This window comes from Providencia sp. wls1922, assembly GCF_009706505.1.
GTDB classification, from domain to species: Bacteria; Pseudomonadota; Gammaproteobacteria; order Enterobacterales; family Enterobacteriaceae; genus Providencia; species Providencia lanzhouensis.
Window position 1 is genome coordinate 160,008 of the sequence record NZ_WLUG01000092.1, and the last position, 26,495, is coordinate 186,502.

Here is a 26,495-nt window from a genome sequence, read left to right on the forward strand (position 1 = left end):
TGATATAACGATGTAAGTGAGACTATTTATTCATCAATCAGAGTTAACGCATTCCCGAATGAAAACAGAAAACCAAGTCCAATTTATTGATATTAGCGATGACGAAGCAGGGCAACGCATTGATAATTTCTTGCTGAGCAAGTTAAAAGGTGTTCCTAAGAGCATGATTTATCGCATCATCCGTAAAGGTGAAGTGCGCGTCAACAAAGGGCGAATTAAGCCTGAATACAAACTACTCGAAGGGGATCAAGTTCGCGTGCCGCCAGTGCGTGTGGCTGAACGTGAAACCGCACCTGTTTCAGCGAAATTGGATAAGGTGGCAGCATTAACAGATTGCATTCTATTTGAAGATGAATCCATTCTAGTCATTAATAAGCCATCAGGTACCGCGGTTCATGGTGGCAGTGGATTAAGCTTTGGCGTGATTGAAGGGCTGCGCGCATTACGTCCAGAAGCCCGCTTTTTAGAGCTGGTACATCGTTTAGACAGAGATACTTCCGGCATCTTATTGGTTGCTAAAAAACGTTCGGCGTTACGTGCGCTTCACGAACAATTACGCCTGAAACAGATGCAAAAAGATTATTTAGCGTTAGTGCGCGGTAATTGGCAGTCACATACTAAAGTTGTGCAAGCGCCGTTATTGAAAAATATTTTACAAAGCGGTGAGCGTATTGTTCGAGTGAGTAGTGAAGGCAAGCCTTCTGAAACACGCTTTAAAGTCGAAGAACGTTTTGAAAATGCAACGTTAGTTAAAGCGAGCCCAGTAACCGGGCGCACTCACCAGATCCGCGTGCATACTTTGCATGCAGGCCATCCAATTGCTTTTGATGATCGTTATGGTGATAGGCAATTTGATAGCCAGCTGGCAGATACAGGGCTGAAACGTTTGTTTTTGCACGCGTATTCACTGAAATTTACTCATCCTAAAACAGGTGAAGAGATGCGAGTCGTTGCGCCGTTACATAACGATTTGAATCAGTGCCTGAAAGTTTTGAGAGCGAAAAAAGCGCACTAATAATGATAATAAAGGTTAGCAACTCCCGCAGGTTAGCTAACCTTATTATTTAGTCTAAGAGTGGATTGACGCCATGCTGGCGTAACATTTCCAGCAATAAAATAGTCGGCAAACCAATCAGCGTGTTTGGATCTCGCCCTGAAAGTTTATCAAACAGGCTAATGCCTAGTCCTTCCGATTTAAAACTACCTGCACATTGATAAGGTTCGTCTTTATTTAGGTATTGGGTGATTTCTTCATCAGTGAGCTGTCTAAAATAGACATCGAAGGGTTCGCACTGGAGATTGAATTTACCTGTCGCACTATCTAATAAGCAAAGCCCAGTATAAAAAGTCACCCGATGACCTGACGCTGCCTTGAGTTGTTTAAAGGCATTATCAAAATTATGTGGCTTTCCGACGATTTTATCGTCAATGACACAAACTTGGTCAGAGCCAATAATTAAATGTTGTGGATACCGTTGAGCCAATGCATTGGCTTTTTCGTGAGATAAGCGCATCACTAAAGCTTGAGCCGATTCCTGTAGAACAGGGGTTTCATCAATGTTGGGCGCGGCGGCGAGAAATGGGATACCCAACTTCTTCAGTAAGGCTTGTCGGTATTCAGAGGTTGACGCCAAAATAATCGATTTCATGATTTTTCTCGAAACTCATAGCCAAAAGGGTTAACTCATTTTAAACTATATCCGCTTAACCGGCGATTTTTTGGTGAAAAGGCGAGTTTATCCCGCCTTTTTCTTTGACTATAGTTCATTACAAAGTTAATATGCGCGCCTTATGCAAAAGGTAAAATTACCCCTGACTATCGATGCGCAGCGTGCAGCTCAGAAAAACCTCGACTATGTCGGGAGTTACACACCTGAGCAAGTTACACGAATTGCCGAATCAGTAGTCAGTGTAGATAGTGATGTTGAAAGCAAATTATCATTTAAAATTGATAATCAGCGCTTGACGGTCATAGAGGGGCATTCTGAATTGGATGTCACCCTACAATGCCAACGTTGCAGAAAAGATTTCAAACATCATGTCTACGTATCGTATTGTTTTAGTCCTGTCGTCAGTGACGAAAAGGCCGAAGCATTACCGGAACAGTATGAACCAGTTTATGTAGATGAATTTGGTGAAATAAATTTGCTGGGAATGTTAGAAGATGAAATAATTCTATCCCTACCAGTGGTTCCGGTTCATGATTCTGAACACTGTGAAGTGTCCGAAGCGGACATGGTGTATGGTGAACTACCTCCTGAGGTAGAGAAACCAAATCCATTTGCCGTATTAGCCAGTTTAAAGAAAAGTACTTAAGGAGTAAGGTCAATGGCCGTACAACAGAATAAACCAACTCGTTCAAAACGCGGTATGCGTCGTTCACATGATGCACTGACTGCTACCCTAGTTTCTGTAGATAAAACTTCCGGTGAAACTCACCTGCGTCACCACGTGACTGCAGATGGTTACTACCGTGGCCGTAAGGTTATCAGCAAGTAATTGTTGATACTTTGGCTAGTCTAACCATCGCGTTAGATGCCATGGGCGGGGATGTTGGTCCCCGCGTCACGGTGCCTGCTGCATTGCAGGCACTGGCATCTAATCCAGCATTAAAATTACTGCTTGTCGGTCAACCCGAAGCCATTCATCCCTTGCTTGCACAACAAAGTGCTGAGCAAATTTCGCGTATCGAAATTATCCCTGCTGAAAACGTCATTGCTAACGATGCTAAGCCATCCCATGCAATTCGCCAAAGCAAAGGGACATCAATGCGAGTGGCATTAGAGTTAGTGAAGACAGGTCAAGCGCAGGCTTGCGTGAGTGCGGGTAATACGGGTGCATTGATGGGCTTGGCAAAATTGATGTTAAAATCAATTGAGGGTATTGAACGCCCAGCGTTAATGACCATTTTGCCAAATCAGAAAAAAGGAAAAACCGTTGTCCTCGATTTAGGGGCTAACGTGAATTGCAGCAGTGAAATGCTCGTGCAATTTGCAGTGATGGGTTCAGTGATGGCGGAAGAAGTTGCCAACATCAATCAACCTAAAGTCGCTTTACTCAATATTGGTGAAGAAGAGAGTAAAGGGCTGGACAATATCCGCGAAGCCGCCGCTATGTTAAAAGAAACGGCGTCAATTAATTACATTGGTTATGTTGAAGGCAACGAGTTGCTGACAGGTAAAACAGATGTATTAGTGTGTGACGGCTTCGCAGGTAATGTCTCACTAAAAACAATGGAAGGGGTGATTCGTGTCATTCTTTCATTGTTAAAATCAGCCGGTGAAGAGAACAAAAAAAGCAGTTGGTTTATGCAACTCGCTAAGAAATGGTTGAAAAAACGGCTAATGAAGCGTTTTGGGGATATGAACCCCGACCAGTATAACGGCGCGACTCTGTTAGGATTAAAAGGGATTGTCATCAAAAGTCATGGCGCAGCGAATGAGAATGCGTTTAAAGCCGCGATTGAACGTGCGGTACAGGCTGTTGAACGACAAGTTCCCGAAAGAATAACAGCTCGACTTAATATTGTTTTACCCAGGAGTGATCAATAACCTATGTACAGTAAAATATTAGGAACAGGCAGCTATTTGCCATCGCAAGTTCGTACCAATGCTGATCTGGAAAAAATGGTTGATACTTCTGATGAATGGATTGTAACGCGTACGGGTATTAAAGAGAGACGAATTTCAGCTGACTATGAGAACGTGTCCACAATGGGTTTCCAAGCAGCAAAAAATGCGCTGGAAATGGCACAGGTCGACAGCAGTGAAATTGGTTTAATTATTGTCGCGACAACATCCGCAACTCACGCATTCCCAAGCGCTGCATGTCAAATTCAGCAAATGCTGGAAATTAATGACTGTGCGGCATTTGATGTAGCAGCAGCTTGCGCTGGTTTTACTTATGCTATCAGTATCGCTGATCAGTTCGTTAAAACGGGCATGACTAAAAAAGCATTGGTGATTGGTGCGGATGCGTTATCTAAAACGTTAGACCCGAATGATCGCGGAACCATTATTCTATTTGGTGATGCTGCGGGCGCTGTGGTAATTGGCGCTTCTGAAGAACCGGGTATCATTTCTACACATCTGCACGCTGATGGGCGTTATGGAGATTTACTCTCCTTACCAAACCGTAGCCGCTGTTCAGATGACCAAGCTTACTTGTCCATGACAGGTAACGAAGTATTCAAAGTTGCTGTGCGTGAATTAGCCCATATCGTTGATGAAACATTGGCGCAAAACGACATAGCAAAAGAAGAACTTGATTGGTTAGTACCACATCAAGCAAATTTACGAATTATTTCCGCGACCGCAAAAAAATTGGATATGACCATGGATAAAGTGGTTGTTACGCTGGATCGTCATGGAAATACTTCTGCGGCATCAGTCCCAACAGCACTCGATGAAGCAGTGCGTGATGGTCGCATTCAGCGTGGCCAATTAGTGTTATTAGAAGCATTTGGTGGCGGCTTTACTTGGGGCTCCGCACTGGTTCGTTTTTAATTTACTGAGAAAACAAACATGACACAATTTGCTATGGTATTCCCGGGACAAGGTTCCCAGTCTTTAGGAATGTTAGCTGATTTAGCAGAACAAAATCAGCTGGTTAAAGAAACATTCGCTGAAGCGTCTGAAGCATTGGGTTACGATCTCTGGGCACTAGTTCAAAATGGACCCGAAGAAGAGTTAAATAAAACATGGCAGACTCAACCCGCATTATTAGCAGCGTCTGTAGCTATCTTCCGTGTTTGGCAAGCAAAAAATGGCAAAATGCCTGCATTGATGGCAGGTCACAGCCTTGGAGAATATTCAGCGCTAGTTTGTGCGGGCGTTATCGACTTCAAACAAGCCATTAAATTAGTGGAACTGCGCGGTAAACTGATGCAAGAAGCGGTTCCTGAAGGCACGGGCGCAATGTATGCAATCATCGGTTTAGATAACGAATCTATCGAGAAAGCATGCAAGGATGCAGCACAAGGGCAGGTGGTTTCACCTGTTAACTTTAACTCACCGGGTCAAGTTGTTATTGCGGGTGAGAAAGCTGCGGTTGAGCGTGCAGGTGCTGCTTGTAAAGAAGCCGGCGCAAAACGTGCATTGCCACTGTCTGTTAGCGTGCCTTCCCACTGTGCATTAATGAAGCCAGCTGCAGATAAATTAGCTGAAGCATTAGAAAAAATTGAATTTTGTGAGCCGACCTATCCAGTTATTAACAACGTTGATGTTAAAATGGAAACGTCTGCGAAAAATATCCGTGATGCATTAGTGCGCCAATTATATAATCCGGTGCGCTGGACTGAAACAGTCGAATTCATGGCAGAACAAGGCATTGAGCAATTGGTTGAGATGGGTCCAGGTAAAGTCCTGACTGGTCTAACCAAGCGAATTGTCTCTAATTTAACTGCCGTTGCAGTCAATGATCCTGTATCATTAGACTCGGCTTTAGAAACTATCTGAGGACGACAATGAGCTTTGAAGGAAAAATTGCACTGGTAACTGGTGCTAGCCGTGGGATCGGTAAAGCGATTGCTTTAACCTTGACTGCACGCGGTGCGACCGTTATCGGTACTGCAACAAGCGAAAAAGGCGCGCAAGCAATTACTGCCTATTTAGATGGCAAAGGTAAAGGCTTAGCGTTAAACGTGACAGATCCAGCATCAATTGAAGAAACATTGACCCAGATCCGTGCGGAATTTGGCGAAATTGATATTTTAGTTAATAATGCTGGTATTACGCGTGATAACTTATTGATGCGTATGAAGGATGATGAGTGGCAAGATATTATTGACACGAATCTTTCATCCGTTTACCGTTTGTCTAAATCCGTTTTGCGTGCCATGATGAAAAAGCGTTGTGGGCGTATTATTTCTATCGCATCTGTTGTGGGTGTCATGGGAAATGCGGGACAAACAAACTACGCGGCAGCGAAAGCTGGGCTGATTGGTTTTAGTAAATCATTAGCTCGAGAAGTCGCTTCTCGTGGTATCACTGTTAACGTTGTAGCGCCTGGTTTTATCGAAACTGATATGACTAAGGCATTGACAGACGAACAACGTGCAGGCATTTTATCTCAGGTTCCTGCGAATAGACTGGGTGATGCACAAGAAATTGCCAGTGCTGTAGCATTTTTAGCTTCTGACGAAGCTGCTTACATCACAGGTGAAACATTGCATGTCAATGGTGGCATGTACATGATCTAAAGAAATGAGGGAACCATTTGCATATTTTTGTGTTATCTAATACAAAATTATGCAAAATAATGGTTTCCACAGCCGGGATTGGGTTGTATCTTTTCCTGTATTTCATAAACTACGAAAACCATCGCGAAAGCGAGTTTTGATAGGAATTTTAATAGTATGAGCACTATCGAAGAACGCGTTAAGAAAATCATCGTTGAACAACTGGGTGTTAAAGAGGAAGAAGTTGTGAATACAGCTTCATTTGTTGATGACTTGGGCGCTGATTCTCTTGACACAGTAGAACTGGTTATGGCTCTGGAAGAAGAGTTCGATTGCGAAATCCCTGACGAAGAAGCTGAAAAGATCACTACAGTACAGGCTGCAATTGACTACGTCAAAGCATCTGAGTAATAGCGGTAAAACTTATCTAGGCGATCATTCGATCGCCTATGTTTCTTTTGTAACTAATTCCCTCCTTGGAGGACATACGTGTCTAAGCGTCGTGTAGTCGTAACCGGACTGGGCATGTTATCTCCTGTCGGCAACGCAGTTGAGTCATCATGGAAAGCTGTTTGTGACGGACAGAGTGGTATCAGCCTAATCGATCATTTTGATACTACTAACCACGCAACTAAATTTGCTGGCTTAGTAAAAGATTTCAACTACGAAGATTTTGACATCTCTCGCAAAGATGCGAAGAAGATGGACCCATTTATTCAATACGGTATTGCTGCGGGCTATCAAGCTATCAAAGATGCTGAATTGGAAGTAACAGAAGCCAATGCTACTCGTATCGGTTTGGCGATTGGTTCTGGTATTGGCGGGTTAGGTCTCATTCAAGACAACTGTGAATCTATGTTACACGGCGGTCCTCGTAAAGTGAGCCCATTCTTCGTACCTTCAACAATCATCAATATGGTTGCTGGTCACTTAAGCATTATGTATGGCTTTCGTGGTCCTAGCATCTCAATCGCTACTGCATGTACCTCTGGTGTTCATAATATTGGGCACGCAGCACGTATGATTGCGTATGGTGATGCTGATGTGATGTTGGCAGGTGGTGCCGAAAAAGCAACAACACCATTAGGTGTCGCTGGCTTTGGTGCAGCACGTGCATTATCAACCCGTAATGATGACCCACAAGCGGCTAGTCGCCCATGGGACAAAGACCGTGACGGTTTTGTTCTGGGTGATGGTGCAGGGGTTATCGTACTTGAAGAATATGAACATGCTAAAGCGCGTGGTGCGAAAATTTACGCAGAAGTCGCAGGCTTTGGTATGAGCAGTGATGCTTACCACATGACGTCACCACCAGAAAATGGTGAAGGCGCTGCATTAGCGATGGTGAATGCGCTAAATGATGCAGGCATTAAGCCAAGTGATATTGGCTATATCAATGCTCACGGTACATCAACACCAGCAGGTGACTTAGCGGAAGCGCAAGCGGTTATCTCTGTATTTGGTGAAGACACGAATGTATTAGTCAGTTCAACAAAATCCATGACAGGTCACTTATTAGGTGCTGCGGGTGCGATTGAATCTATCTTTACTATTCTGTCTCTGTGTGACCAAATCATTCCACCAACAATCAACTTAGATAATCCTGATGAGGGTTGTAAGCTTGATTTTGTTCCGGGTGAAGCCCGTAAAGTTGAAAACATGGAGTATGCTCTGTGTAACTCATTCGGCTTTGGTGGTACTAACGGTTCCTTAATTTTCCGTCGTTATCACGCGGAATAATCAATAATACCGTGCATTTCTAAGCTCCAGTGTCTTTGATACTGGGGCTTTATTTTTACCTTCTTTTTGCAGTACTCTTTGCTTTAGTTTATGATATTACACACTATGTTACTGCCTGATTTATCAGCTTTTATTATAAGAAATGGTCATGACTTATTGGGTTAACAGGGTTTCTTGTCAACAAATTGATATTACCGATCGCGCTATCGCCTTTGGTGATGGCTGCTTTACGACTATCCATGGTGTGAATCAACAAGCAAAGATGTTAGATAAGCACATTTTACGCCTACAGCAGGATTCTGCTCGTCTCAAATTACCGGTGATAGATTGGCCACAACTGACGCGACATATTGAAGAGGTTTGTGAGCAGCAAACGGATGAAGAGTTTGTGGTGAAAGTCATGTTAAGTCGTGGTCAGGGCGGTCGAGGTTATAGCTCTCAAGGATTTGAACATCCGACAATTATCGTGATGGTTTCTCCTTTCCCAAAACACTACGCAGCATTACAGTGCCAAGGGGCGTCGTTGTTGCTCAGTCAAATTCCATTAAGCCGCAATCCACTCTTAGCTGGCATGAAGCACTTAAATCGATTAGAGCAAGTGTTGATCCGCCAAGAAATTGATGATGCAAAATTAGACGAGGCCGTGGTGTTAGATACGAATGGCGCCATCGTTGAATGCTGTAGCGCCAATATTTTTTGGCGTATAGGGCGTGATGTTTACACTCCGATTCTTAGTCACTCCGGCGTCAATGGATTAATGAGACAAAAGATCATAGCACAGCTCAATAATAGTCAGTACCATCTGGCAGAAGTCGAGCGCTTTCCCGCCATTTTGACTCAATGTGATGAAGTGATTATTTGCAATGCTTTAATGCCTGTTTTACCGGTGAAAAGTATTCGGTTTTCAGAAGATAAAACAATCCGTTATCAATCAAGAGAACTGTTTGAGTATTTACTATTACAGCGACAAATTTAAAGCTGATAACTATTTAACTTATATCATTCATCGACAAACAATTATTCATCGACAAACAATGCACTTAAGTGACCCATAATGAAATTAGCGAAAAAAATAACACTGATTGTCTTTGTCCTTGCGGTTATTGGCGCGATTGTGGTGTATCTGCAATATCGCCAAATTCTTGATTATGCGAAAAAGCCCATAAACATTGTCCAAGAAACAATTTTTACTGTGCCTTCTGGAACAGGGCGAGTGGCCTTAGAAGCGTTGCTTATCAAAGAAAAATTCATTGAAGAAGGGCATAATTTCCAACTTCTTCTTAAAGCGCGTCCTGAATTAGCTCAATTCAAAGCGGGCACCTATCGCTTACAGCCAAATATGACTGTGGAGCAATTATTAGCGTTGATCGCCAGTGGAAAAGAAGCACAATTTAGTATTCGTTTTATTGAAGGTAACAAATTGGCTGATTGGAGCAATATTTTGCGTGATGCTCCCTATATGCAACATAAAACTCAAGATGCTACGCCAACTGAGCTTTATGCCATGCTGGATTTTAAAGAGGGAGATAACCTCGAAGGTTGGTTATACCCCGATACCTATTTATACACTGCGGGAACCAGCGACGTTGAGATACTCAAGCGCGCTTATAAACGCATGCAAGCTGCGGTGGACGAAGAGTGGAAAGGTCGCGATAAAGATCTACCCTATAAGAATGCCTATGAAATGTTGATCATGGCATCGATTGTTGAAAAAGAGACTGGCGTGGACAACGAACGTGCGCAGGTTGCTTCGGTGTTTGTGAATCGCTTGAAGAAAAACATGCGCTTACAAACAGATCCTACGGTTATCTACGGGTTAGGGGAAAACTATCGTGGTAAAATTTACCGTAGTGATTTAGATAACTATACCGCGTATAACACATATAAAATCGATGGTTTACCGCCAACGCCAATTGCCATGCCGGGTCTGGCTTCGATAAAAGCGGCAGCTCATCCAGCAAAAACAGATTATTTATACTTTGTCGCCGACGGTACAGGCGGACATACTTTTAGTCGCAATCTTAACGACCATAACCGCGCTGTTAAGGTTTACCGACAAATTGAGCAAAAGAATTGATAAACGAAATGAAAAACCAATTTATTGTTATTGAAGGATTAGAAGGTGCGGGTAAAACGACGGCAATCAATACCGTTGTTGACACATTAAAACAAGCTGGCATCCATGATATGGTGTTTACCCGTGAACCGGGTGGTACGCCGCTTGCGGAAAAACTACGTGAATTGATAAAGCAAGGCATTGAAGGTGATAGAGTCACCGACAAAGCTGAGCTATTAATGTTGTACGCGGCGCGTGTTCAGTTAGTTGATACCGTCATCAAGCCTGCGCTTTCTGCAGGAAAATGGGTTATCGGTGACAGACACGATTTATCCTCCCAAGCTTATCAAGGTGGTGGCCGTGAAATCGATCGCCATTTAATGGCTTCATTAAGAGACCTCGTCCTTGGTGAATTTAAACCTGCACTGACGCTCTATTTAGATTTACCGCCAGAATTGGGTTTACAACGCGCCCGCTCTCGCGGTGAATTAGACCGTATTGAGAAAGAATCACTGGCTTTCTTTGAACGTACCCGAGCGCGTTATTTAGAATTGGCAGCGGCAGACGACACGATTTTAACCATCGATGCGAGCCAAAATATTGAACAGGTGCAAGCCGATATTCGCAGTACTTTACTGACGTGGCTGGCAAAATAAGGCACTAATGATGAATTGGTATCCGTGGCTTAATGAGACTTATCGTCAATTAATTAGCGCCTATCAAGCAGGACGTGGACACCACGCGTTGTTGATTCACTCAATAGCGGGCAATGGGGCTGAGGCATTAAGCTATGGCGTGAGCCGTTGGTTGATTTGCCAAGATAAAGACGGTTTAAAAAGCTGTGGAGAGTGCCATAGCTGTCGCTTAATGTTGGCAGGTACACATCCTGATTATCATGTTCTAGAGCCTGAAAAAGGGAAAACAACCATCAGTGTTGATGCGGTTCGTAAACTGACAGAATCGTTAAGTGGTCATGCACAGCAAAGTGGTGCAAAAGTCATTTCCATTCCCGATGCACAAGCACTGACGGATGCCGCGGCTAATGCGCTGCTCAAAACCTTAGAAGAGCCCGCAGGGCAAACCTACTTTTTATTAGGTTGTGAAAAAATTGATAGTTTGCTGGCGACATTAAGAAGTCGCTGTTTAACTCATTTTTTACCTGCACCGGATCAGCAAGTTGCGTTGTATTGGCTGCAAAAACAGCAGGCGGGCTTATCCGCAGAAGATGCTGTGACTGCGTTAACATTGTGTCAAGGTGCTCCTGTTGCCGCATTACAGTTGCTTAAGCCGGAGCAGTGGCAACGACGTCAGCTATTGTGCAATGAGTTAGAGCAGAGCTTACGTCAGAAAGATTTTTTAAAGCTTTTGCCAGCGTTAAATACTGACAATGGACCTGAATGCATTAATTGGCTACTCGGGTTAATTGCCGATGGCATAAAATTGCAGCAAAAAGCAGGGCAATATGTTGTTAACCAAGATAAAATGGCGTGCGTCACTTTGTTGGCTACATCCATGAGCAGCTCGCAGCTATTGGATGTGTATAGCCAGTGGCAAGGGTGTCGTTACCAGCTATTAACCGTGCCTGCACTGAATCAGGAATTGATCCTGACCAACCAATTATTACACTGGGAAGCGTTATTCGCTTCGCCTTCAAGATAAAAAGAGTAGACTATGTTTGTTGTTGATTCACACTGCCATCTCGATTGTTTAGATTACGAAAAACTACACACTAACGTCGATGATGTTATTGCAAAGGCATCTGCACGAGATGTCGGCTTTATGTTAGCCGTGGCAACCACTTTGCCAGGTTTTGAAAGCATGAAACAGTTAATTGGAAAGCGCGACAATGTCGCGTTTTCTTGCGGTATTCATCCATTGAACTTGGATGAAGGTTATGATTTTGAAAAATTGGCGCAATTAGCGGCGGGCAGTGAAGTGGTCGCGCTCGGTGAAACGGGCTTAGATTACTATTATCAGCAAGAGAATGCGGCACTACAGCAAGAGTCATTTCGTCAGCATATTCGCATTGGTCGTCAAGTGAATAAGCCCGTGATTGTGCATACTCGTTCCGCTCGAGAAGATACACTGACTATTTTACGTGAAGAGAAAGTTGACGAGTGTGGCGGTGTGTTGCATTGCTTTACGGAAGACCAACAAACGGCCATCGATTTACTGGATTTAGGGATGTATATCTCTTTTTCTGGTATTGTCACGTTCCGTAATGCTGAACAGATCCGAGAAGCAGCGCGAGTTGTGCCATTAGATAGAATTTTAGTGGAAACAGATTCACCTTATTTAGCCCCAGTACCGCATCGTGGTAAAGAGAACCAACCTGCGTATGTGCGTGATGTGGTGGAGTATATGGCTGTATTGAAAGGGGTGAGTGTTGAAGAAATGGCACAAATTACCACAGAAAACTTCAACCGTTTATTCCATTTACACGTTGGGCAATAAATAGATAACGATTAAATTATTAAGGAATTTGTCATGGCAGAAGAGACTATTTTCAGTAAAATTATTCGACGTGAAATCCCGTCTGAGATCGTCTATCAAGACGAACTGGTCACTGCATTTCGTGATATCGCGGCACAAGCACCGACGCATATTTTGATTATTCCGAACAAATTAATTCCAACCGTGAATGATGTGACGATTGATGATGAGCTGGCATTAGGTCGCTTATTTACCGTGGCGGCGAAAATTGCGAAAGAAGAAGGGATTGCTGAAGATGGCTATCGCCTGATTATGAACTGTAACAAGCATTCAGGGCAAGAAGTCTTCCACATTCATATGCACTTAGTGGGTGGACGTCCATTAGGCCCATTGTTGGCTAAGTAATTCATCATGAAACGTGCTGCATCAACCTTAAAATACATCGCCACACTGAGCTTACTCATGTTGTTTCTCAGTGGTTGTGCTTGGAATAAAAAAACAGGGTTATCATTTAATGATCAGCAGCGCATCGTGATGGAGCCTTCCGTGCTAGCAGCGGGCGTGATTGTAGAAAAACCAGTGATCAAGGTCGGTAGTGTAACGGCGACCGCAACTATCAATATGAGCAATATTGAAAAGAAACCGGTCACTGTGATGTATCGTATCTTTTGGTATGACGAGCAAGGACTGAGAGTGGATTCAACAAAGAGTCAATCTCAAGTCATCCCTGCTAATTCGTCAGTGATGCTAAAAGAGGTCACAACATCCCCGCTTGCACGTAATGCGCGTATCTATGTTTTCTTACCTTCAATAGCTGGAGAGTCACAATGAAACGGATCTTATTGGTCGCAGCAGCAGCATTTATTTTGGCAGGTTGTCCGTCAGTCCCTCAAGGGCCTAAACCCCCGATTGTTCCAGTTGAACCGAGTGTAACACCGAAACAGCCTGAAAAGCAGCCGGAATTAACACCTCCACCACCAACAGACACAGTACCGATGCCACCAAAGCAGCAAACCATTGATTGGGCTGGGGCATTACAGCCGTTAGTCAAGAAAATGGTGGCGGACGATGGTGTTGAAAGTGGCAAAGTTTTGCTGGTCGATTCTGTCAAAAATAATACCAGCGGAAGTTTACCTTCACAGGCAGTCACGGCTGCATTAACCAGTGAAGTCATGAAAACCAATAAGTTTAAAGTGGTTCCTCAAGGCGTCGTCAGTGCTGCCCGTAAAACATTGGGACTGTCGCAGGATGATAGTCTGGTAACTCGCAGTAAAGCGATTGGTTTAGGACGTTACGTCCAAGCGCAATATGTGATTTACAGTGTCATGTCAGGCTCTTCTAAAGAACGCAGCATTGAAATGCAGTTAATGGACGTGCAAACCGGTGAGATTGTGTGGTCTGGAAAACAGAGTATTGAGTAATCAATCATCACTGTTTGCATTACTTGCTGAATGCTTCCCAGCTGTTTTAGCATCATGCTGGGAAGTCTCGCCATTAGCAGGGTTATCAGGTGGCAGCTATTTAGTTGAAAAGCGATACGCTACTCAAACTCAAGATACGGTTCCTTCCATCAAATTAATCGCCCGCTCAGATGGGCAAGCGCAAAATGCGTTGTATGTTAATCGCCGTAAAGAAGCGCATATTCTTAAGCAACTGAAAGATTTTCCTTATTCACCTCAAGTCATCGGGCGTAATACCCATTGGTTATTATTGGAATGGGTTGATGGAGACCATCCTAGCTGCGAACAATTTCTTTCCTCTGAATTTCAAAAAAACTTGGCAGAGATCGTTGCTAAGCTCCATAATCATGACGTATTAAATTACCGATTACCGTTACGTAATGAGATTGCTCATTATGGCTATTTAATTGATAATAAAAGAGTCTCTGCACGCTGGAAGCGGGTACATCGTCGCTTTCTACGCACGCCAATGCCAAAGGTATTAAAGCTCGCACCCGCTCATATGGATATTCATCCGGGCAATGTGCTGTGTGAGCAAGGGGTACCAAAAATGCTGGTGGATTGGGAATATGCGGCAAATACCGATATTGGTTTGTCCTTAGAAACCTATTTTCAATTCAATAGCTTGACGGTAGAACAGCGAGATTATTTCTTGACGCAATATTGCTACACCTATGGCGCCTATAAAGATAAATTCCGTTTGGCAGAGCACTGCCTGCAATGGGAGCCGTGGGTCAAATACATGACGTTAATGTGGTATGAAGTCCAGTGGAGCCAGCGTCAAGAAGCGCAGTTTTTAAACGATTCCTCCCCATTACGAGACTATTTTGGTCTTTGATTGGGTAATATAAAATCTCCGTGAATACACGAGAATTTGTGAAAATTAATCAAGTGAGGCATGTTATGGGTCCGATAATGCTGGATGTTCAGGGTTATGAACTGGACAACGAAGAGCGTGAAATTTTAGCTCATCCACTGGTAGGCGGGTTGATTTTATTTACTCGTAACTTCCATGATGCGGCACAGTTGCGTGAGTTAGTGCGACAAATCCGTGATGCATCAAGACACCGTTTATTGATTGCTGTGGATCAAGAAGGTGGCCGTGTACAGCGTTTTCGTGATGGGTTTACCGCATTACCTTCTGCACAAGCTTTTGCTGAACTGAACAATCAGATGGATGGTGCTAAATTAGCACAAGAAGCAGGCTGGTTAATGGCCGCAGAAATGATTGCTATGGATATCGACATTAGCTTTGCACCTGTGCTGGATTTAGGGCATGAAAGCATCGCCATTGGTGAGCGTTCATTCCATGCAGATCCTGAAATTGCGATGATGATGGCAGAGCGTTTTATTCGCGGTATGCACAGCGCAGGAATGAAAACCACAGGTAAACACTTCCCTGGGCATGGCGCCGTCAAAGCAGATTCCCATAAAGAAACGCCACGAGATGATCGCCCACTCGAGCAAATTCGTGGCAAAGATATGTCTATTTTTAAAGACTTTATTCAGCGTGAATTGCTTGATGCGATTATGCCTGCTCACGTGGTTTATACTCAAGCGGACGACCGTCCTGCGAGTGGTTCACCATTCTGGCTAAAATCGGTATTACGTGAGCAGCTTGGTTTCGATGGCGTTATCTTCTCTGATGACTTATCGATGGAAGGTGCTGCCATTATGGGAAGTTACCCAGAGAGAGCGAAAGCCTCATTGAATGCGGGCTGTGACATGATCCTTGTTTGTAATAATCGAGAAGGTGCGGTGAGCGTACTGGATAATTTACCGAAACAAAGTGACAGCCGCGCTTCTAAGCTGTACCACAGTGGCCGCCAGTATTCACTGAATGAGCTACAATCGGTGGATCGTTGGAAGCAAAGTCACCGTCAATTAGTCGAATTACATGAAAAATGGCAAGAACACCGTAACCGCTAATTAAACTGTGTTGAAATTGAACCGATGGGATAATGACCCATCGGTTTTTTTTATCCTAAATTCACTGAATAAGTTACGGGTAACCTCATTGATATAAATTGAATAGAAGCAAAGATAGAGATTATCCAAATTGATTAGTAATACTGTATCTATATTCAATATGTGTGTAAAAATCACACGTTAATATTAGTTGCTACATGGAATTAACTAGGAATAATTCCTAGTTAGAATGATTAATTGGCGTTAAATAATCTCTCTATAGATGATAAATATTCTTCATTTCAACTAATCAAACCAGTATATCGCTTAAAAACAGAATGATTGACTTAGCCATTTATTTAAATAGAAGGTCTGAATTATGGGTTAATGTTATTGATTTAAATAAAAATGTTATTTCACTTTAGTAAATAACATTTCATTAAAATATAGATGACTAAAATAGCAAAATTATTGTTTAAATATGGAATTCAATTAATAGCTGCAATAGCCAATAAAGTGATTGATATCACATCGAATGATGTGTGATTTGCAATGTATCTGGTTTGTTGTGACGCTGATCGTGTTAATTGACATAAAATTACGTTAGCATACTTTTCATTATGAATATCAACGCAAAGTGCTCCTTATCAGAGTGCGGTTGAATATTGCCCAAATAAGTTTGAAATCATGGTGTGAACTTAAATTAAATTCGCACGTTTGGATTAATTATTTCGACTTATAAAATAATTAAATTTTATTCTTAACGCCAAGAAAATAAATTGTGCTTAAAGAATAGAGGATGCAACTTAAATTAAATAATCATTAAAGACTATTGCAGTAATTAAAGCTAAATAAAATTGTTACTTATTGAAAGATAGCAAGGTGCCATAACACCCAATGAAAATTGGGTGCGGGTAGTTATATTCTAATAATCACGACTAGGTTTAATTTAAATGAAAGTCAAAAAAATAGCGTTAATATTGTTTCCATCTTGTTTCGTTGCGTTTGGGGCTAATGCTGGCGATTGGGAAAATGCCATCAAGGAAAACTCATTTGTTGCAGATTCTGAATTAGAACTTTCTACACGAAATATGTGGAAATACCTGAAGTCAGAAAACCGTTACGATGCCAACGAGCAACGTTACAGAAAACAAGTTGCACAAGCTTGGGGTCAGAATATTCAGTTAGACTACCAATCAGGGTATTTTGCTGATTTTATCGGGTTTGATGCTTCTTATTACGGCGCAATCAAACTGGCAGCAAGTAAAGACTTCGCCTCTCGAGCAATTTTATATAACGATGATGGCGAAGCGAAAGGCTATAACAAAATTGGTCAGCGTTACGCTAAATTTAAATTAGATTTTGAACCTGTTAATTTCAAAGGTAAAGCGGGTTGGTTCACGTTGAAAAATACGGGGATTTTTACCAACTCTCAGCGTTTATCTTTAAACACCTATAATGGTTATTATACCAACACCGCAATTAGCGATTGGAACTTAGATTTGCTCTATCTTGATGGCAAAGTGATGCGTCGTGATAGCCCAAATATTGACAGAATGTATTTCCGTGACGGAAATGGTGTTAATCACGATATCAACCATGTGGTTACAGGTGGCATTAACTACAACACCAAACCATTGAAAGCTTCTTATTTTATTGGTCAGGCTGATGATGTTTTCCGTCAACAAGGTTTAGAGATCAAATATAAACTTAACTCAGATATCACCTTATCTTCTCAAATTTATGGTCATGAATATGGTAGCGATGGTAAGCGTACATCGACAGATACCAAACGTGGCAAACAAAACTTTGATAAGCGTGCTTGGCACTATGCGGGTGAAATTGAGTGGCGCGTTCCAGAAACACCATGGACTTTAATGACGGGCATCACGCATACCACCGCACATAAAACCAATGGCGTAGGGCAATTTGCACGTAACCCAATTGGTAACACTCGTGGACGTTTTAATTCACCAGCCTATGCCGATATCGACTATGTTCGTGATGGCGAAACCATGTTGGCGTTAAAAGCCGAATATCAAGTTAACCCAACTTGGTCTGTCGGGGCTAACAGTAACTACAGTGAATTCTCTTACTCCGGTGAGCGTTTAAAACAAGGTCAGGTTGGCTTATTTACTTACTGGAAACCAACTGAAAACCTTTCCGTTTCATTAAGTGGCGGTATGGGCTGGCACCATCAGCAAGAGTCTGATAACTCCACGCCAAAACTGTATGATGGTGAGTCGCGTCGTGCACATTCTTTATCCGGTTCGATGACAACCACTTATCGCTTTAAAATGTAATTGAGGGCAATGAATAGATGAATCATAAAATCAGTTTAGTGACATTGCTGGTATCAGGTGCTTTATTAGCAGGCTGTGCCACAAAACAGAGCGATACCGTAAAAGTTCAAGTCATTGGTATTAACGATTTCCACGGTGCATTACAAGCGCCGGGGGATGGTAAACTCGGTGGAATCGAATCCATTGCAACACTGGTTAAGCAATTAAAAGCGGAAAACGACAACACCATTATTGTCGGCGCAGGGGATTTAGTGGGTGCGAGTCCATTACTGTCATCGATGTTCTACGATGAACCGACCATTGAAGCGCTTAGCGCAATTGGTCTTGAGACTAGTGCAGTCGGTAACCATGAGTTCGACAAAGGTAAAATCGAGTTACTGAGAAAGCAAAATGGGGGATGCCATCCTACCGCAGGCTGTGTGGGTAAAGAGTCTTTTGCTGGTGCAGACTTTAACTATTTAGCCGCGAACGTGATTGTCAAAGAGACCGGTGAAACGCTATTCCCATCTTATTACGTTAAGAAATTTGATGGCGTACCAATGGCATTTATTGGCTTAACGCTGGAAGGAACGCCTGCCATCGTTACACCAAGTGGTACTGCGGGCTTAGAGTTTAAAAATGAAGCCGAAACCATTAACCAGCAAGCGAAATTGCTTAAGGCGCAGGGTATTCGTAGCATTGGTGTGTTGATCCACGAAGGGGCAACTCAGCAAGTGGATACCAAGGTTAAAGATATTAACCGTTGCGATAACATCAAAGGACCTATTGTCGAGATCGTTAAGCAGCTCGATGCGGATGTGGACTTTGTGGTGAGCGGCCATACGCATCAAGCGTATAACTGTGATATTAATGGAAAAAAAGTCATTTCAGCACAATCTAACGGGACATTATTGTCTCAATTGAATATTGAAATCGATAGAAAAACCAAGGATATCGTTAGCATTAATGCGAAAAATATTCCGGTAGAAACCAGCCGTTATGAGAAAGATCCACAATTAAGCCGTTTTATCCAAAACTATGAACGCATCTCCAAACCGATTGCTGAACAAGTGATGGGTACGTTGAGTGCGCCGGCGGATAAAAAACTAGCGGCGGGTGGGGATTCAACATTAGGTAAAATTATCGCCGATGCTCAGTTATATGTTGCTGCGACTCCAGATGCGGGCGGCGCTCAAATTGCCTTTATGAACAGCGGCGGTATTCGTGCTGATCTCAAAGCAGGGGAGCTGACTTACGGTGATATCTTTACGGTGCAGCCATTCTCGAATGTGGTCGTTACGCAATCATTAACTGGCGCGCAAATCAAACAAGCGTTAGAGCAACAGTGGGATCGTGAACGCCCGCAAGTCATGCCAGTTTCCCACGGTTTTTATTACGAATGGGATGACAGTCGTGCGGTAGGCGATAAAGTGATTGCAAGCTCAATGAAATTAAATGGTAAGCCAATCGATATGAAGAAAAACTATCGTGTCGCTGCCAATGAATTTCTGGCAACCGGTGGTAGCCGTTTCTCTGCCTTTAAACAAGGTAAAGACCGTATCTATAGCCTGCCGGATAACGAAGCGCTGATGAAATACTTCAAAGATAACTCGCCAATTCAGTTGCCGACTGACGAACGTATTAAGAAAGTGAAGTAAAATACCCCCACAAAATGCTAGGTTTCCAAGCCCGAGAATAACGCCATTCTCGGGCTTTTTTGTCTCTAAGTTAAATAAAGCTGACTCGTTTCTTTTTTTTCAAAAAATGATTTGACGAGCGTGATCGTTGTCATAATAATCAACTAAATTGATTTGCATCAACATTTGGTATGACCAAATAACCAAGCATGATATTCTTCAAACCCAAACAAAATAAAAGACGGTGAATTAGTGTTATTTAAGTTTTTTGTTATTAGAAATCTTAAATAACATTAATATATTTTATATGAGGGGCGTATGACCTTAACTCAACCTAAAATCGTTGTTGTAGGCGGTGGTGCTGGTGGTTTAGAACTGGCAACACGTTTAGGACGTAAATTAGGGCGTAAAAAACGTGCGGATATCACACTGATTGACCGTAACCCAAGCCATTTATGGAAGCCATTACTTCATGAAGTGGCGACAGGTTCACTGGATGATGGTGTTGATGCTATTAGCTATTTAGCCCATGCTCGTCACAATGCATTTCACTTCCAATTAGGCTCCCTCACGAATATCGACCGAGAAAACAAAAAAGTGGTTCTCGGTGAATTGCGTGATAAAGATGGCGAGCTGTTAGTGCCATTGCGTGAAATTGATTACGATATTTTAGTCATGGCGTTGGGAAGTGCCTCGAATGATTTTGGTACCCCAGGCGTAAAAGAAAACTGCATTTTCCTTGATAGTCCTGCACAAGCTCACCGCTTTCACGATGAAATGCTGAATTTATTCTTGCGTTATTCAGTACGTGATAATGCGGAAGAAAAAGTGAATATCGCCATTGTCGGCGGTGGAGCAACGGGGGTTGAGCTTTCTGCAGAACTGTATAATGCAGTGGAGCAGTTAACGAGCTATGGCTTTAAAGGGTTAGATACTGATGCGCTAAATGTGACCTTAGTGGAAGCGGGGGAGCGTATTTTACCTGCATTACCACCGCGTATTTCAAGCGCTGCACATCAAGAACTGAATAAATTGGGCGTGAAAGTTTTAACCAAGACCATGGTGACCAGCGCGGATGCCGATGGCTTAAATACCAAAGAAGACGGCAAAATTTATGCTGACTTAATGGTGTGGGCGGCTGGGATCAAAGCACCTGACTTTATGAAAGATATTGCAGGTTTAGAAACAAACCGTATCAATCAGTTGGTGGTTAAGCCGACATTACAAACCACGTTGGATGATGGAATTTTCGCTATTGGTGACTGTGCGTCTTGTGCAAAACCAGAAGGTGGTTTTGTCCCACCAAGAGCACAATCCGCTCATCAAATGGCGAGCTTATGCTATGACAATATCGTGGCATTAATGAAAGATAAGCCACTGAAAAACTACATTTACAAAGATCATGGTTCATTAGTTTCGTTATCTCGTTTTAGTACGGTAGGTAGCTTGATGGGGAACTTAATGCGTGGAGATATGATGGTAGAAGGGCGTATAGCTCGTTTTGTCTACATTTCCCTATATCGCATGCACCAAATTGCATTACATGGCTATATAAAAACGGGCTTAATGATGCTGGTTGGCAGCATTAACCGTATTATTCGACCTAAACTGAAATTACATTAATCTGTAGTTATCGTTTTTTCAGTTCTGCAATCGCAAGGATATACACGCTTATCAGTGAATAATCGTGTGTATCCTCCAATCAGAATAAAGATGTATTTAAAATAATAGACCCAGTTAAAATGGTACATATATTTTAAATATTTATTCATTAAATAAACGCCATAAAGTCAGCTAATTACCCTAATGAGTTTGGGTTAAGTGTGATTTAATACAAAAAGGCAGCATATTGTTAATTTAAATCGCTCATGATATCCATTCATTGGGGTTTTTATTTTTTTTGTTATAAAACAAAGTAGTAGGTGGGCTTTTTATTTGGTGTAATATATTGAAATGGATTTAGTTAATTATTTACGACTATTCACGGTAAACTTATTACGCGTAAGTAAATAAGATGTATGTCTCATACTCAGACTAATCTAAAAAACCATATTTATTGTATGTAATTAATGTAGTTGATACTAGATAAGCTACAATAGCTAACACATTCACTATTTAAAAAAAGGGCAAGCGATGAAGCTAAAAATTAAGTTGTTGTTAGCCGCATTCGTTGTTGTTTGCCTAATTGCTGTCGTTTATTTCTCTTTTGTGCGCAGTGACGAAGTAAAAATTGCCACTGTTTTATCTACCGAACCCATTAGGGCAACGCGTATGGTGGAACATGAAAACTGTTCGGTCACGGGTATTTTAGGCACATTCACGCAAGAGTCGTTATCTCGTTGGCATCCCGCTCAACGCGAATGCAGAACCATTTTGATGATCCAATCCTTACAAGGCAGGTCGCTACCTCCATTCTCCAGCAATGAACCAGGAACGTGTGTGATCACCAAAAGTTTAGAGCAGATTATTGTGGGTTATGATGTGATTTACCGTATTGGCGATACGATTGGTAAAGTGAGAATGCCGTATGAGCCAACGGTGTTTATTCCTCTAAATGAAAATGGGCAGTTAGATTTAACCATGTCCAGTAAAGCGGCATGTGAAACCCTGCGTGAAGGGGCAAAAGGCATTTTGCCATTCTACTGTATGAAGCCAGATGATCTACCAAAAGCTTACCAACCGTCTACCGTACTGGAAGTTAAAACGGGTAAAAATACCTTTGGAATGTTTGAGTAGAAAGAGAAACCATGCTGAAAAAATTACTGGAATTTTTAGGTTTCAGGTCACGCAATATCCCCTCATTTAATGAACTCATGTTGAAAGCCAAAAGTGGTGACCTCGATGCACAGTACAAGATTGGTACTCTGTATGATGTAGGGGAAGGCGTTGAAGAGAATGAGGAAAAAGCCATTGAGTGGTATCTGAAAGCCGCTAGCCAAGGGCATGCTCAAGCGCAATATATGATGGGCATGATGTATGAAACCAGTGAGCGTTTATCTGATGACTCTCACCAATCCTTAGAATGGTTTCAGAAATCTGCGGCGCAGGGCAATAGCGATGCTCTGGGACACTTAGAAGCGATAGGTCACTCGATAGATAATAAAAAGTAGTCATTTATTGGTTAAAACTACATAAAAGAAAGCCATCGAATCGTAGTGAATCGATGGCTTTTTTGTTGAGGATGATTGCCCCTACGATGCCAGCTGATGCTCATCAAAATCAGCGACTAGCTGCTTGATAAAGTCTAAACGCGTCGCTCTGTCGGCTAAATCGTGGAAGAATTTCAAACGGACAGGCCCTTCCATGCGGAACGTTTTCGGCTGATTTTGCAGTAAGCTGATTAAGAACATCGGATCGACTTTGTTGCGTTCATTAAACTCAATAAATCCGCCTTTCTCATGAGCTTCAATCCGCTTCATGCCCAGTTTCTGCGCTTGTAAACGAATGCCTGCTGTCAACAGCAAGAATTTACCTGCATCAGGTAAGGTACCAAAGCGGTCGATTAGCTCGATACGCAGCTCATCCAGTTCGGTCTGATCTTTAGCGCTGGCAATACGTTTATAGAAAGACAGGCGGATATTCACATCATGGATATACTCATCAGGCAGCAGTACTGGCATACGCAGTTCCACTTCAGTTTGCTGACTGGTGAGATCCTCCAGGGATGGCTCGCGTCCTTCTTTCAGTGCATCGACCGCACTTTCGAGTAACTCCATATATAAGGTGAAACCGATGGTAGTCATCTGCCCACTTTGGTCTTCCCCCAATAGCTCGCCAGCTCCACGAATTTCAAGGTCATGAGTCGCTAGCGCAAACCCAGCCCCTAAATCTTCAAGAGACGATATTGCTTCAAGGCGTTTCTGTGCATCGGTGGTCATGGCTTTTGGATGCGGTGTCAGCAGGTAAGCATAAGCTTGGTGATGGGAACGACCCACACGACCGCGTAGCTGATGCAACTGCGCTAAACCAAAGTGGTCAGCACGTTCAATAATAATGGTATTTGCGGTTGGGATGTCGATACCCGTTTCAATAATCGTGGTGCAGATCAAGACATTAAACCGTTGATGGTGGAAATCCGTCATAACTCGCTCAAGTTCGCGCTCTCGCATCTGTCCATGACCCACAACAAATCGCGCTTCAGGCACTAAGGCTTCAAGACGCGCTTTGGCTTTTTCGATATTTTCCACATCATTATAAAGATAATAAACCTGACCGCCGCGTAAGGTTTCCCGCAGAATCGCTTCGCGCACCACTAAATCATCATATTGGCGAACAAAGGTTTTTACGGCTAAGCGGCGAGCGGGTGGGGTTGCGATAATTGATAAATCCCGCATACCACTCATCGCCATATTCAGGGTACGTGGAATAGGTGTCGCCGTTAAGGTCAGAATATCCACGTCAGCACGCATCGCTTTAATGCGCTCTTTATGACGAACTCCGAAACGGTGCTCTTCATCCACTACCAGTAAACCCAGATCTTTCCATTGAATATCGCTTTGTAGCAATTTATGGGTACCAATCAAAATATCCACTTTGCCTTCTGCGGCCTCCGCAATAATTTGTTGCTGCTCTTTGGCCGTTTTAAAGCGCGATAGCATTTCGATACGTACTGGCCAATTTGCAAAGCGGTCGCGGAAATTATCATAATGTTGCTGGGCTAGTAGAGTGGTAGGAACCAGTACAGCCACTTGCTTATTATTGTTGACCGCTAAAAATGCAGCTCGCATGGCGACTTCTGTTTTACCAAAGCCCACATCGCCACAGACTAAGCGATCCATTGCCAGAGGCTGGCACATATCACTCAATACTGCATTAATCGCCATCTCTTGGTCGGTGGTAGTTTCGAATGGGAAACCTTGGCAAAATTCTTGGTACTGCTCTTTATCATGTTTGAAGGCGAATCCGGCTTTTGCGGCTCGCTGAGCATAAATATCCAGAAGTTCGGCTGCCACATCTCGCACTTTTTCCGCCGCTTTTTGGCGAGCGCGTCCCCAACTGTCACTACCCAACTTATGCAGCGGTGCATTTTCATCGGCTCCACCTGCATAGCGGCTAATTAAATGTAATGAAGAAACAGGGACATACAGTTTATCTTCGCCTGCGTAGGTGAGGATCAAATACTCGGCGGGAACACCCCCCGCTTCTAAGGTGATTAAGCCTTGATAGCGTCCGACACCATGCTCAATATGAACCACGGGTTGACCCGGGCGTAGCTCAGCAAGGTTACGAATGAGCGTATCGGTATTGATGGTGCGGCGTTGGTCACTGCGGCGGCGAACAACTCGTTCACCCAGTAAATCGCTTTCGCAAATTAATGCGCGGTGGCTTTCTGGCTGAATAAAGCCGTGCTCTGCTGCGCCAATCGTAATGGCAAAACGGTCTTGGGTTTGATCAAAATAATTGCTGATAATTTCAGGGCGGATTTTCAGGCGAGCGAGTAATTCACTCACCGTTTCTCGGCGTCCTTCACTCTCCACGGAGAACACAATCGTGCCATCAAACTGTTCGGTGAACTGACGCAGTTTTTCTAATGGGTTTTTACTTTGCCCTTGAGTGCTAATATCCGGAAGTGGCTGATAGTCTAAATTGGTATTGGCGGCTTTCTTCGGTAATTTTTCCGTAGACAGCTGTACCCGAGGCCAATTTTTTAAGTTTTGATTCAGCTGTTCGACGGTTAACCATAACTCGGCAGGGGGAAGCAATGGGCGCATTGGGTCAACACCACGGCTTTCATAGCGTTGCTGAGCATCTTGCTGGAACCGCTCTGCGGGTTCTTGCAGATTTTGCGAAACAAATAGGGTGTTAGCGGGTAAATATTCAAATAAAGAGGGCAACGGTTCAGCGAAAAACAGTGGCTGCCAATACTCAATCCCACTTGGCAGGGTGTTTTTACTCACTTGCTGATAGATATGTTCCGGATCACGACGAACTTCAAAACGTTCGCGCCATTGGCTACGAAAACGCTCGATAGCGTCTTTATCGGTCGGAAACTCGTGAGCTGGCAACAAGTTGATTGCGCTGACTTCTTCTAAAGTGCGTTGGGTATCGACGTCAAAGGTGCGTAGGCTATCAATTTCATCATCAAAAAAGTCGATACGAAATGGCAGGTCGCTACCCATTGGGAATAAGTCGAGTAATGCTCCGCGAATCGCATATTCACCATGCTCAAGTACTTGCTCAACATGGCGATATCCGGCTTTATCTAGTTCGTCTCGCAGGCTATCGCGTGAGAGCTTATCGCCTTTAGCCATCACTAAAGCATGTCCCGTTAGAAAATCAGCAGGGCATACCTTCTGCATTAAGGTATTAACGGGGAGGATCAGCGCCCCTTTTTGCAGTGTTGGCAAGCGGTATAGAGTGGATAAACGGTGAGAAATGATTTCTTGATGCGGCGAAAAATTATCGTAGGGTAGCGTTTCCCAATCCGACAGTGTCTCTATAGGATGTTGGGTAAACTGTTGAAGTTCATCACGAACGCGTAATGCGTTTTGCATATCACGCGTAACAATCACGACAGGACCTTGATGGCGTTCAATCATTTCTGCGCATTCTAAGGGACCCGCAGCACCAATTAAGCAGCCTAAATGGCGGACATCTCCAGCACGACTGGGCAGTTCATAACGATAATTTGACGACATAGAAATATTCAGCTTCTCATAGCTAACTAGTTAATTAATGATTAGTTAGGCAATTAAAAATTAATTAAACGACCCACAGAACTCATTGAGTAGTCTGAAAGTGATCTAAACAAATAGTATTTATAATAAAAAAAACCACAAAAGCGCGGTTGGGTGGTTCCAT

At 43.1% G+C, this 26,495-nt stretch carries 26 protein-coding genes; 24 read left to right on the forward strand and 2 right to left on the reverse strand.

Translation table 11 applies throughout. The features are described 5' to 3' along the window. Positions 1 to 58: 58 nt before the first annotated feature. Complete coding sequence (rluC, locus tag GKR71_RS11745) at positions 59 to 1,015, forward strand: 23S rRNA pseudouridine(955/2504/2580) synthase RluC (RefSeq protein WP_154634315.1); 957 nt, start codon at positions 59 to 61, stop codon at positions 1,013 to 1,015. Between the two features lie 49 nt (positions 1,016 to 1,064). Here the strand turns inward: rluC and GKR71_RS11750 are convergent, their stop codons facing one another. After that, a complete protein-coding gene (locus GKR71_RS11750; protein WP_108477952.1) occupies positions 1,065 to 1,649 on the reverse strand; it encodes a Maf family protein in 585 nt (194 codons plus the stop codon). Positions 1,650 to 1,791: 142 nt separating this feature from the next. Here GKR71_RS11750 and yceD point away from each other — a divergent pair, with 142 nt between their 5' ends. The 23 genes from yceD (at position 1,792) to GKR71_RS11865 (ending at position 22,804) form a co-directional block, all read left to right on the forward strand. Then, positions 1,792 to 2,316 carry a 23S rRNA accumulation protein YceD gene (gene yceD, locus GKR71_RS11755; protein WP_036953067.1) on the forward strand — a complete coding sequence of 175 codons (525 nt, stop codon included), beginning with the start codon at positions 1,792 to 1,794 and terminating at the stop codon, positions 2,314 to 2,316. Between the two features lie 12 nt (positions 2,317 to 2,328). Then, complete coding sequence (gene rpmF / locus GKR71_RS11760; RefSeq protein ID WP_006660802.1) at positions 2,329 to 2,499, forward strand: 50S ribosomal protein L32; 171 nt, start codon at positions 2,329 to 2,331, stop codon at positions 2,497 to 2,499. A gap of 11 nt (positions 2,500 to 2,510) precedes the next feature. Further along, entirely contained in the window at positions 2,511 to 3,551 is a 1,041-nt protein-coding gene (plsX, locus tag GKR71_RS11765; protein ID WP_071992158.1) for a phosphate acyltransferase PlsX, read from the forward strand. Positions 3,552 to 3,554: 3 nt separating this feature from the next. Beyond that, on the forward strand, positions 3,555 to 4,505 hold the full coding sequence (locus GKR71_RS11770) for a beta-ketoacyl-ACP synthase III (protein ID WP_154634316.1): 951 nt from the start codon (positions 3,555 to 3,557) through the stop codon (positions 4,503 to 4,505). An 18-nt stretch (positions 4,506 to 4,523) separates the two neighbouring features. Continuing rightward, entirely contained in the window at positions 4,524 to 5,456 is a 933-nt protein-coding gene (fabD, locus tag GKR71_RS11775; RefSeq protein ID WP_036953073.1) for an ACP S-malonyltransferase, read from the forward strand. An 8-nt stretch (positions 5,457 to 5,464) separates the two neighbouring features. Further along, on the forward strand, positions 5,465 to 6,199 hold the full coding sequence (gene fabG / locus GKR71_RS11780; RefSeq protein WP_036953075.1) for a 3-oxoacyl-ACP reductase FabG: 735 nt from the start codon (positions 5,465 to 5,467) through the stop codon (positions 6,197 to 6,199). Positions 6,200 to 6,355: 156 nt separating this feature from the next. Next, positions 6,356 to 6,589 carry an acyl carrier protein gene (gene acpP / locus GKR71_RS11785; RefSeq protein WP_006660807.1) on the forward strand — a complete coding sequence of 78 codons (234 nt, stop codon included), beginning with the start codon at positions 6,356 to 6,358 and terminating at the stop codon, positions 6,587 to 6,589. A gap of 78 nt (positions 6,590 to 6,667) precedes the next feature. Then, the gene (fabF, locus tag GKR71_RS11790) at positions 6,668 to 7,918 is read left to right on the forward strand and encodes a beta-ketoacyl-ACP synthase II (RefSeq protein ID WP_036953077.1); all 1,251 of its coding nucleotides are present in this window, start codon (positions 6,668 to 6,670) and stop codon (positions 7,916 to 7,918) included. Positions 7,919 to 8,066: 148 nt separating this feature from the next. Continuing rightward, a complete protein-coding gene (gene pabC, locus GKR71_RS11795) occupies positions 8,067 to 8,894 on the forward strand; it encodes an aminodeoxychorismate lyase (RefSeq protein ID WP_036953079.1) in 828 nt (275 codons plus the stop codon). A 78-nt stretch (positions 8,895 to 8,972) separates the two neighbouring features. Continuing rightward, complete coding sequence (gene mltG, locus GKR71_RS11800; protein WP_154599456.1) at positions 8,973 to 9,995, forward strand: endolytic transglycosylase MltG; 1,023 nt, start codon at positions 8,973 to 8,975, stop codon at positions 9,993 to 9,995. Between the two features lie 8 nt (positions 9,996 to 10,003). After that, on the forward strand, positions 10,004 to 10,630 hold the full coding sequence (tmk, locus tag GKR71_RS11805) for a dTMP kinase (protein WP_036953082.1): 627 nt from the start codon (positions 10,004 to 10,006) through the stop codon (positions 10,628 to 10,630). Between the two features lie 10 nt (positions 10,631 to 10,640). Beyond that, positions 10,641 to 11,633, forward strand: coding sequence for a DNA polymerase III subunit delta' (gene holB, locus GKR71_RS11810; RefSeq protein ID WP_154610003.1), 993 nt, complete (start codon positions 10,641 to 10,643; stop codon positions 11,631 to 11,633). 12 nt (positions 11,634 to 11,645) lie between these two features. Further along, the gene (locus tag GKR71_RS11815; RefSeq protein ID WP_036953086.1) at positions 11,646 to 12,428 is read left to right on the forward strand and encodes a metal-dependent hydrolase; all 783 of its coding nucleotides are present in this window, start codon (positions 11,646 to 11,648) and stop codon (positions 12,426 to 12,428) included. A 33-nt stretch (positions 12,429 to 12,461) separates the two neighbouring features. Then, on the forward strand, positions 12,462 to 12,812 hold the full coding sequence (gene hinT, locus GKR71_RS11820; RefSeq protein ID WP_036953089.1) for a purine nucleoside phosphoramidase: 351 nt from the start codon (positions 12,462 to 12,464) through the stop codon (positions 12,810 to 12,812). 6 nt (positions 12,813 to 12,818) lie between these two features. Then, positions 12,819 to 13,238, forward strand: coding sequence for a YcfL family protein (locus GKR71_RS11825; protein ID WP_036953092.1), 420 nt, complete (start codon positions 12,819 to 12,821; stop codon positions 13,236 to 13,238). Beyond that, positions 13,235 to 13,828: a penicillin-binding protein activator LpoB gene (gene lpoB, locus GKR71_RS11830; RefSeq protein WP_036953094.1), complete on the forward strand. Its 594-nt coding sequence runs from the start codon at positions 13,235 to 13,237 to the stop codon at positions 13,826 to 13,828. Before GKR71_RS11825 ends, lpoB begins: the two co-directional genes overlap by 4 nt. Continuing rightward, positions 13,821 to 14,705, forward strand: coding sequence for a phosphotransferase (locus tag GKR71_RS11835; protein WP_036953096.1), 885 nt, complete (start codon positions 13,821 to 13,823; stop codon positions 14,703 to 14,705). Before lpoB ends, GKR71_RS11835 begins: the two co-directional genes overlap by 8 nt. Positions 14,706 to 14,758: 53 nt before the next feature. Further along, positions 14,759 to 15,796, forward strand: coding sequence for a beta-N-acetylhexosaminidase (gene nagZ, locus GKR71_RS11840; RefSeq protein ID WP_410431081.1), 1,038 nt, complete (start codon positions 14,759 to 14,761; stop codon positions 15,794 to 15,796). Positions 15,797 to 16,728: 932 nt separating this feature from the next. Then, positions 16,729 to 18,078, forward strand: a complete 1,350-nt coding sequence (locus tag GKR71_RS11845; RefSeq protein WP_036953100.1) for an OprD family outer membrane porin — start codon at positions 16,729 to 16,731, stop codon at positions 18,076 to 18,078. A 17-nt stretch (positions 18,079 to 18,095) separates the two neighbouring features. Then, complete coding sequence (locus GKR71_RS11850; protein ID WP_154609999.1) at positions 18,096 to 19,715, forward strand: bifunctional metallophosphatase/5'-nucleotidase; 1,620 nt, start codon at positions 18,096 to 18,098, stop codon at positions 19,713 to 19,715. A gap of 297 nt (positions 19,716 to 20,012) precedes the next feature. Next, positions 20,013 to 21,317 (forward strand): NAD(P)/FAD-dependent oxidoreductase, encoded by a 1,305-nt coding sequence (locus GKR71_RS11855; protein WP_154599458.1) that lies wholly within the window; start codon positions 20,013 to 20,015, stop codon positions 21,315 to 21,317. 510 nt (positions 21,318 to 21,827) lie between these two features. Next, the gene (gene umoD, locus GKR71_RS11860; protein ID WP_154634317.1) at positions 21,828 to 22,430 is read left to right on the forward strand and encodes a UmoD family flagellar biogenesis regulator; all 603 of its coding nucleotides are present in this window, start codon (positions 21,828 to 21,830) and stop codon (positions 22,428 to 22,430) included. An 11-nt stretch (positions 22,431 to 22,441) separates the two neighbouring features. After that, on the forward strand, positions 22,442 to 22,804 hold the full coding sequence (locus tag GKR71_RS11865) for a tetratricopeptide repeat protein (protein WP_154634318.1): 363 nt from the start codon (positions 22,442 to 22,444) through the stop codon (positions 22,802 to 22,804). A gap of 81 nt (positions 22,805 to 22,885) precedes the next feature. On the opposite strand, the gene mfd is transcribed toward GKR71_RS11865, so the two are convergent. Beyond that, positions 22,886 to 26,332 (reverse strand): transcription-repair coupling factor, encoded by a 3,447-nt coding sequence (gene mfd / locus GKR71_RS11870; protein ID WP_154634319.1) that lies wholly within the window; start codon positions 26,330 to 26,332, stop codon positions 22,886 to 22,888. Positions 26,333 to 26,495: the final 163 nt, after the last annotated feature.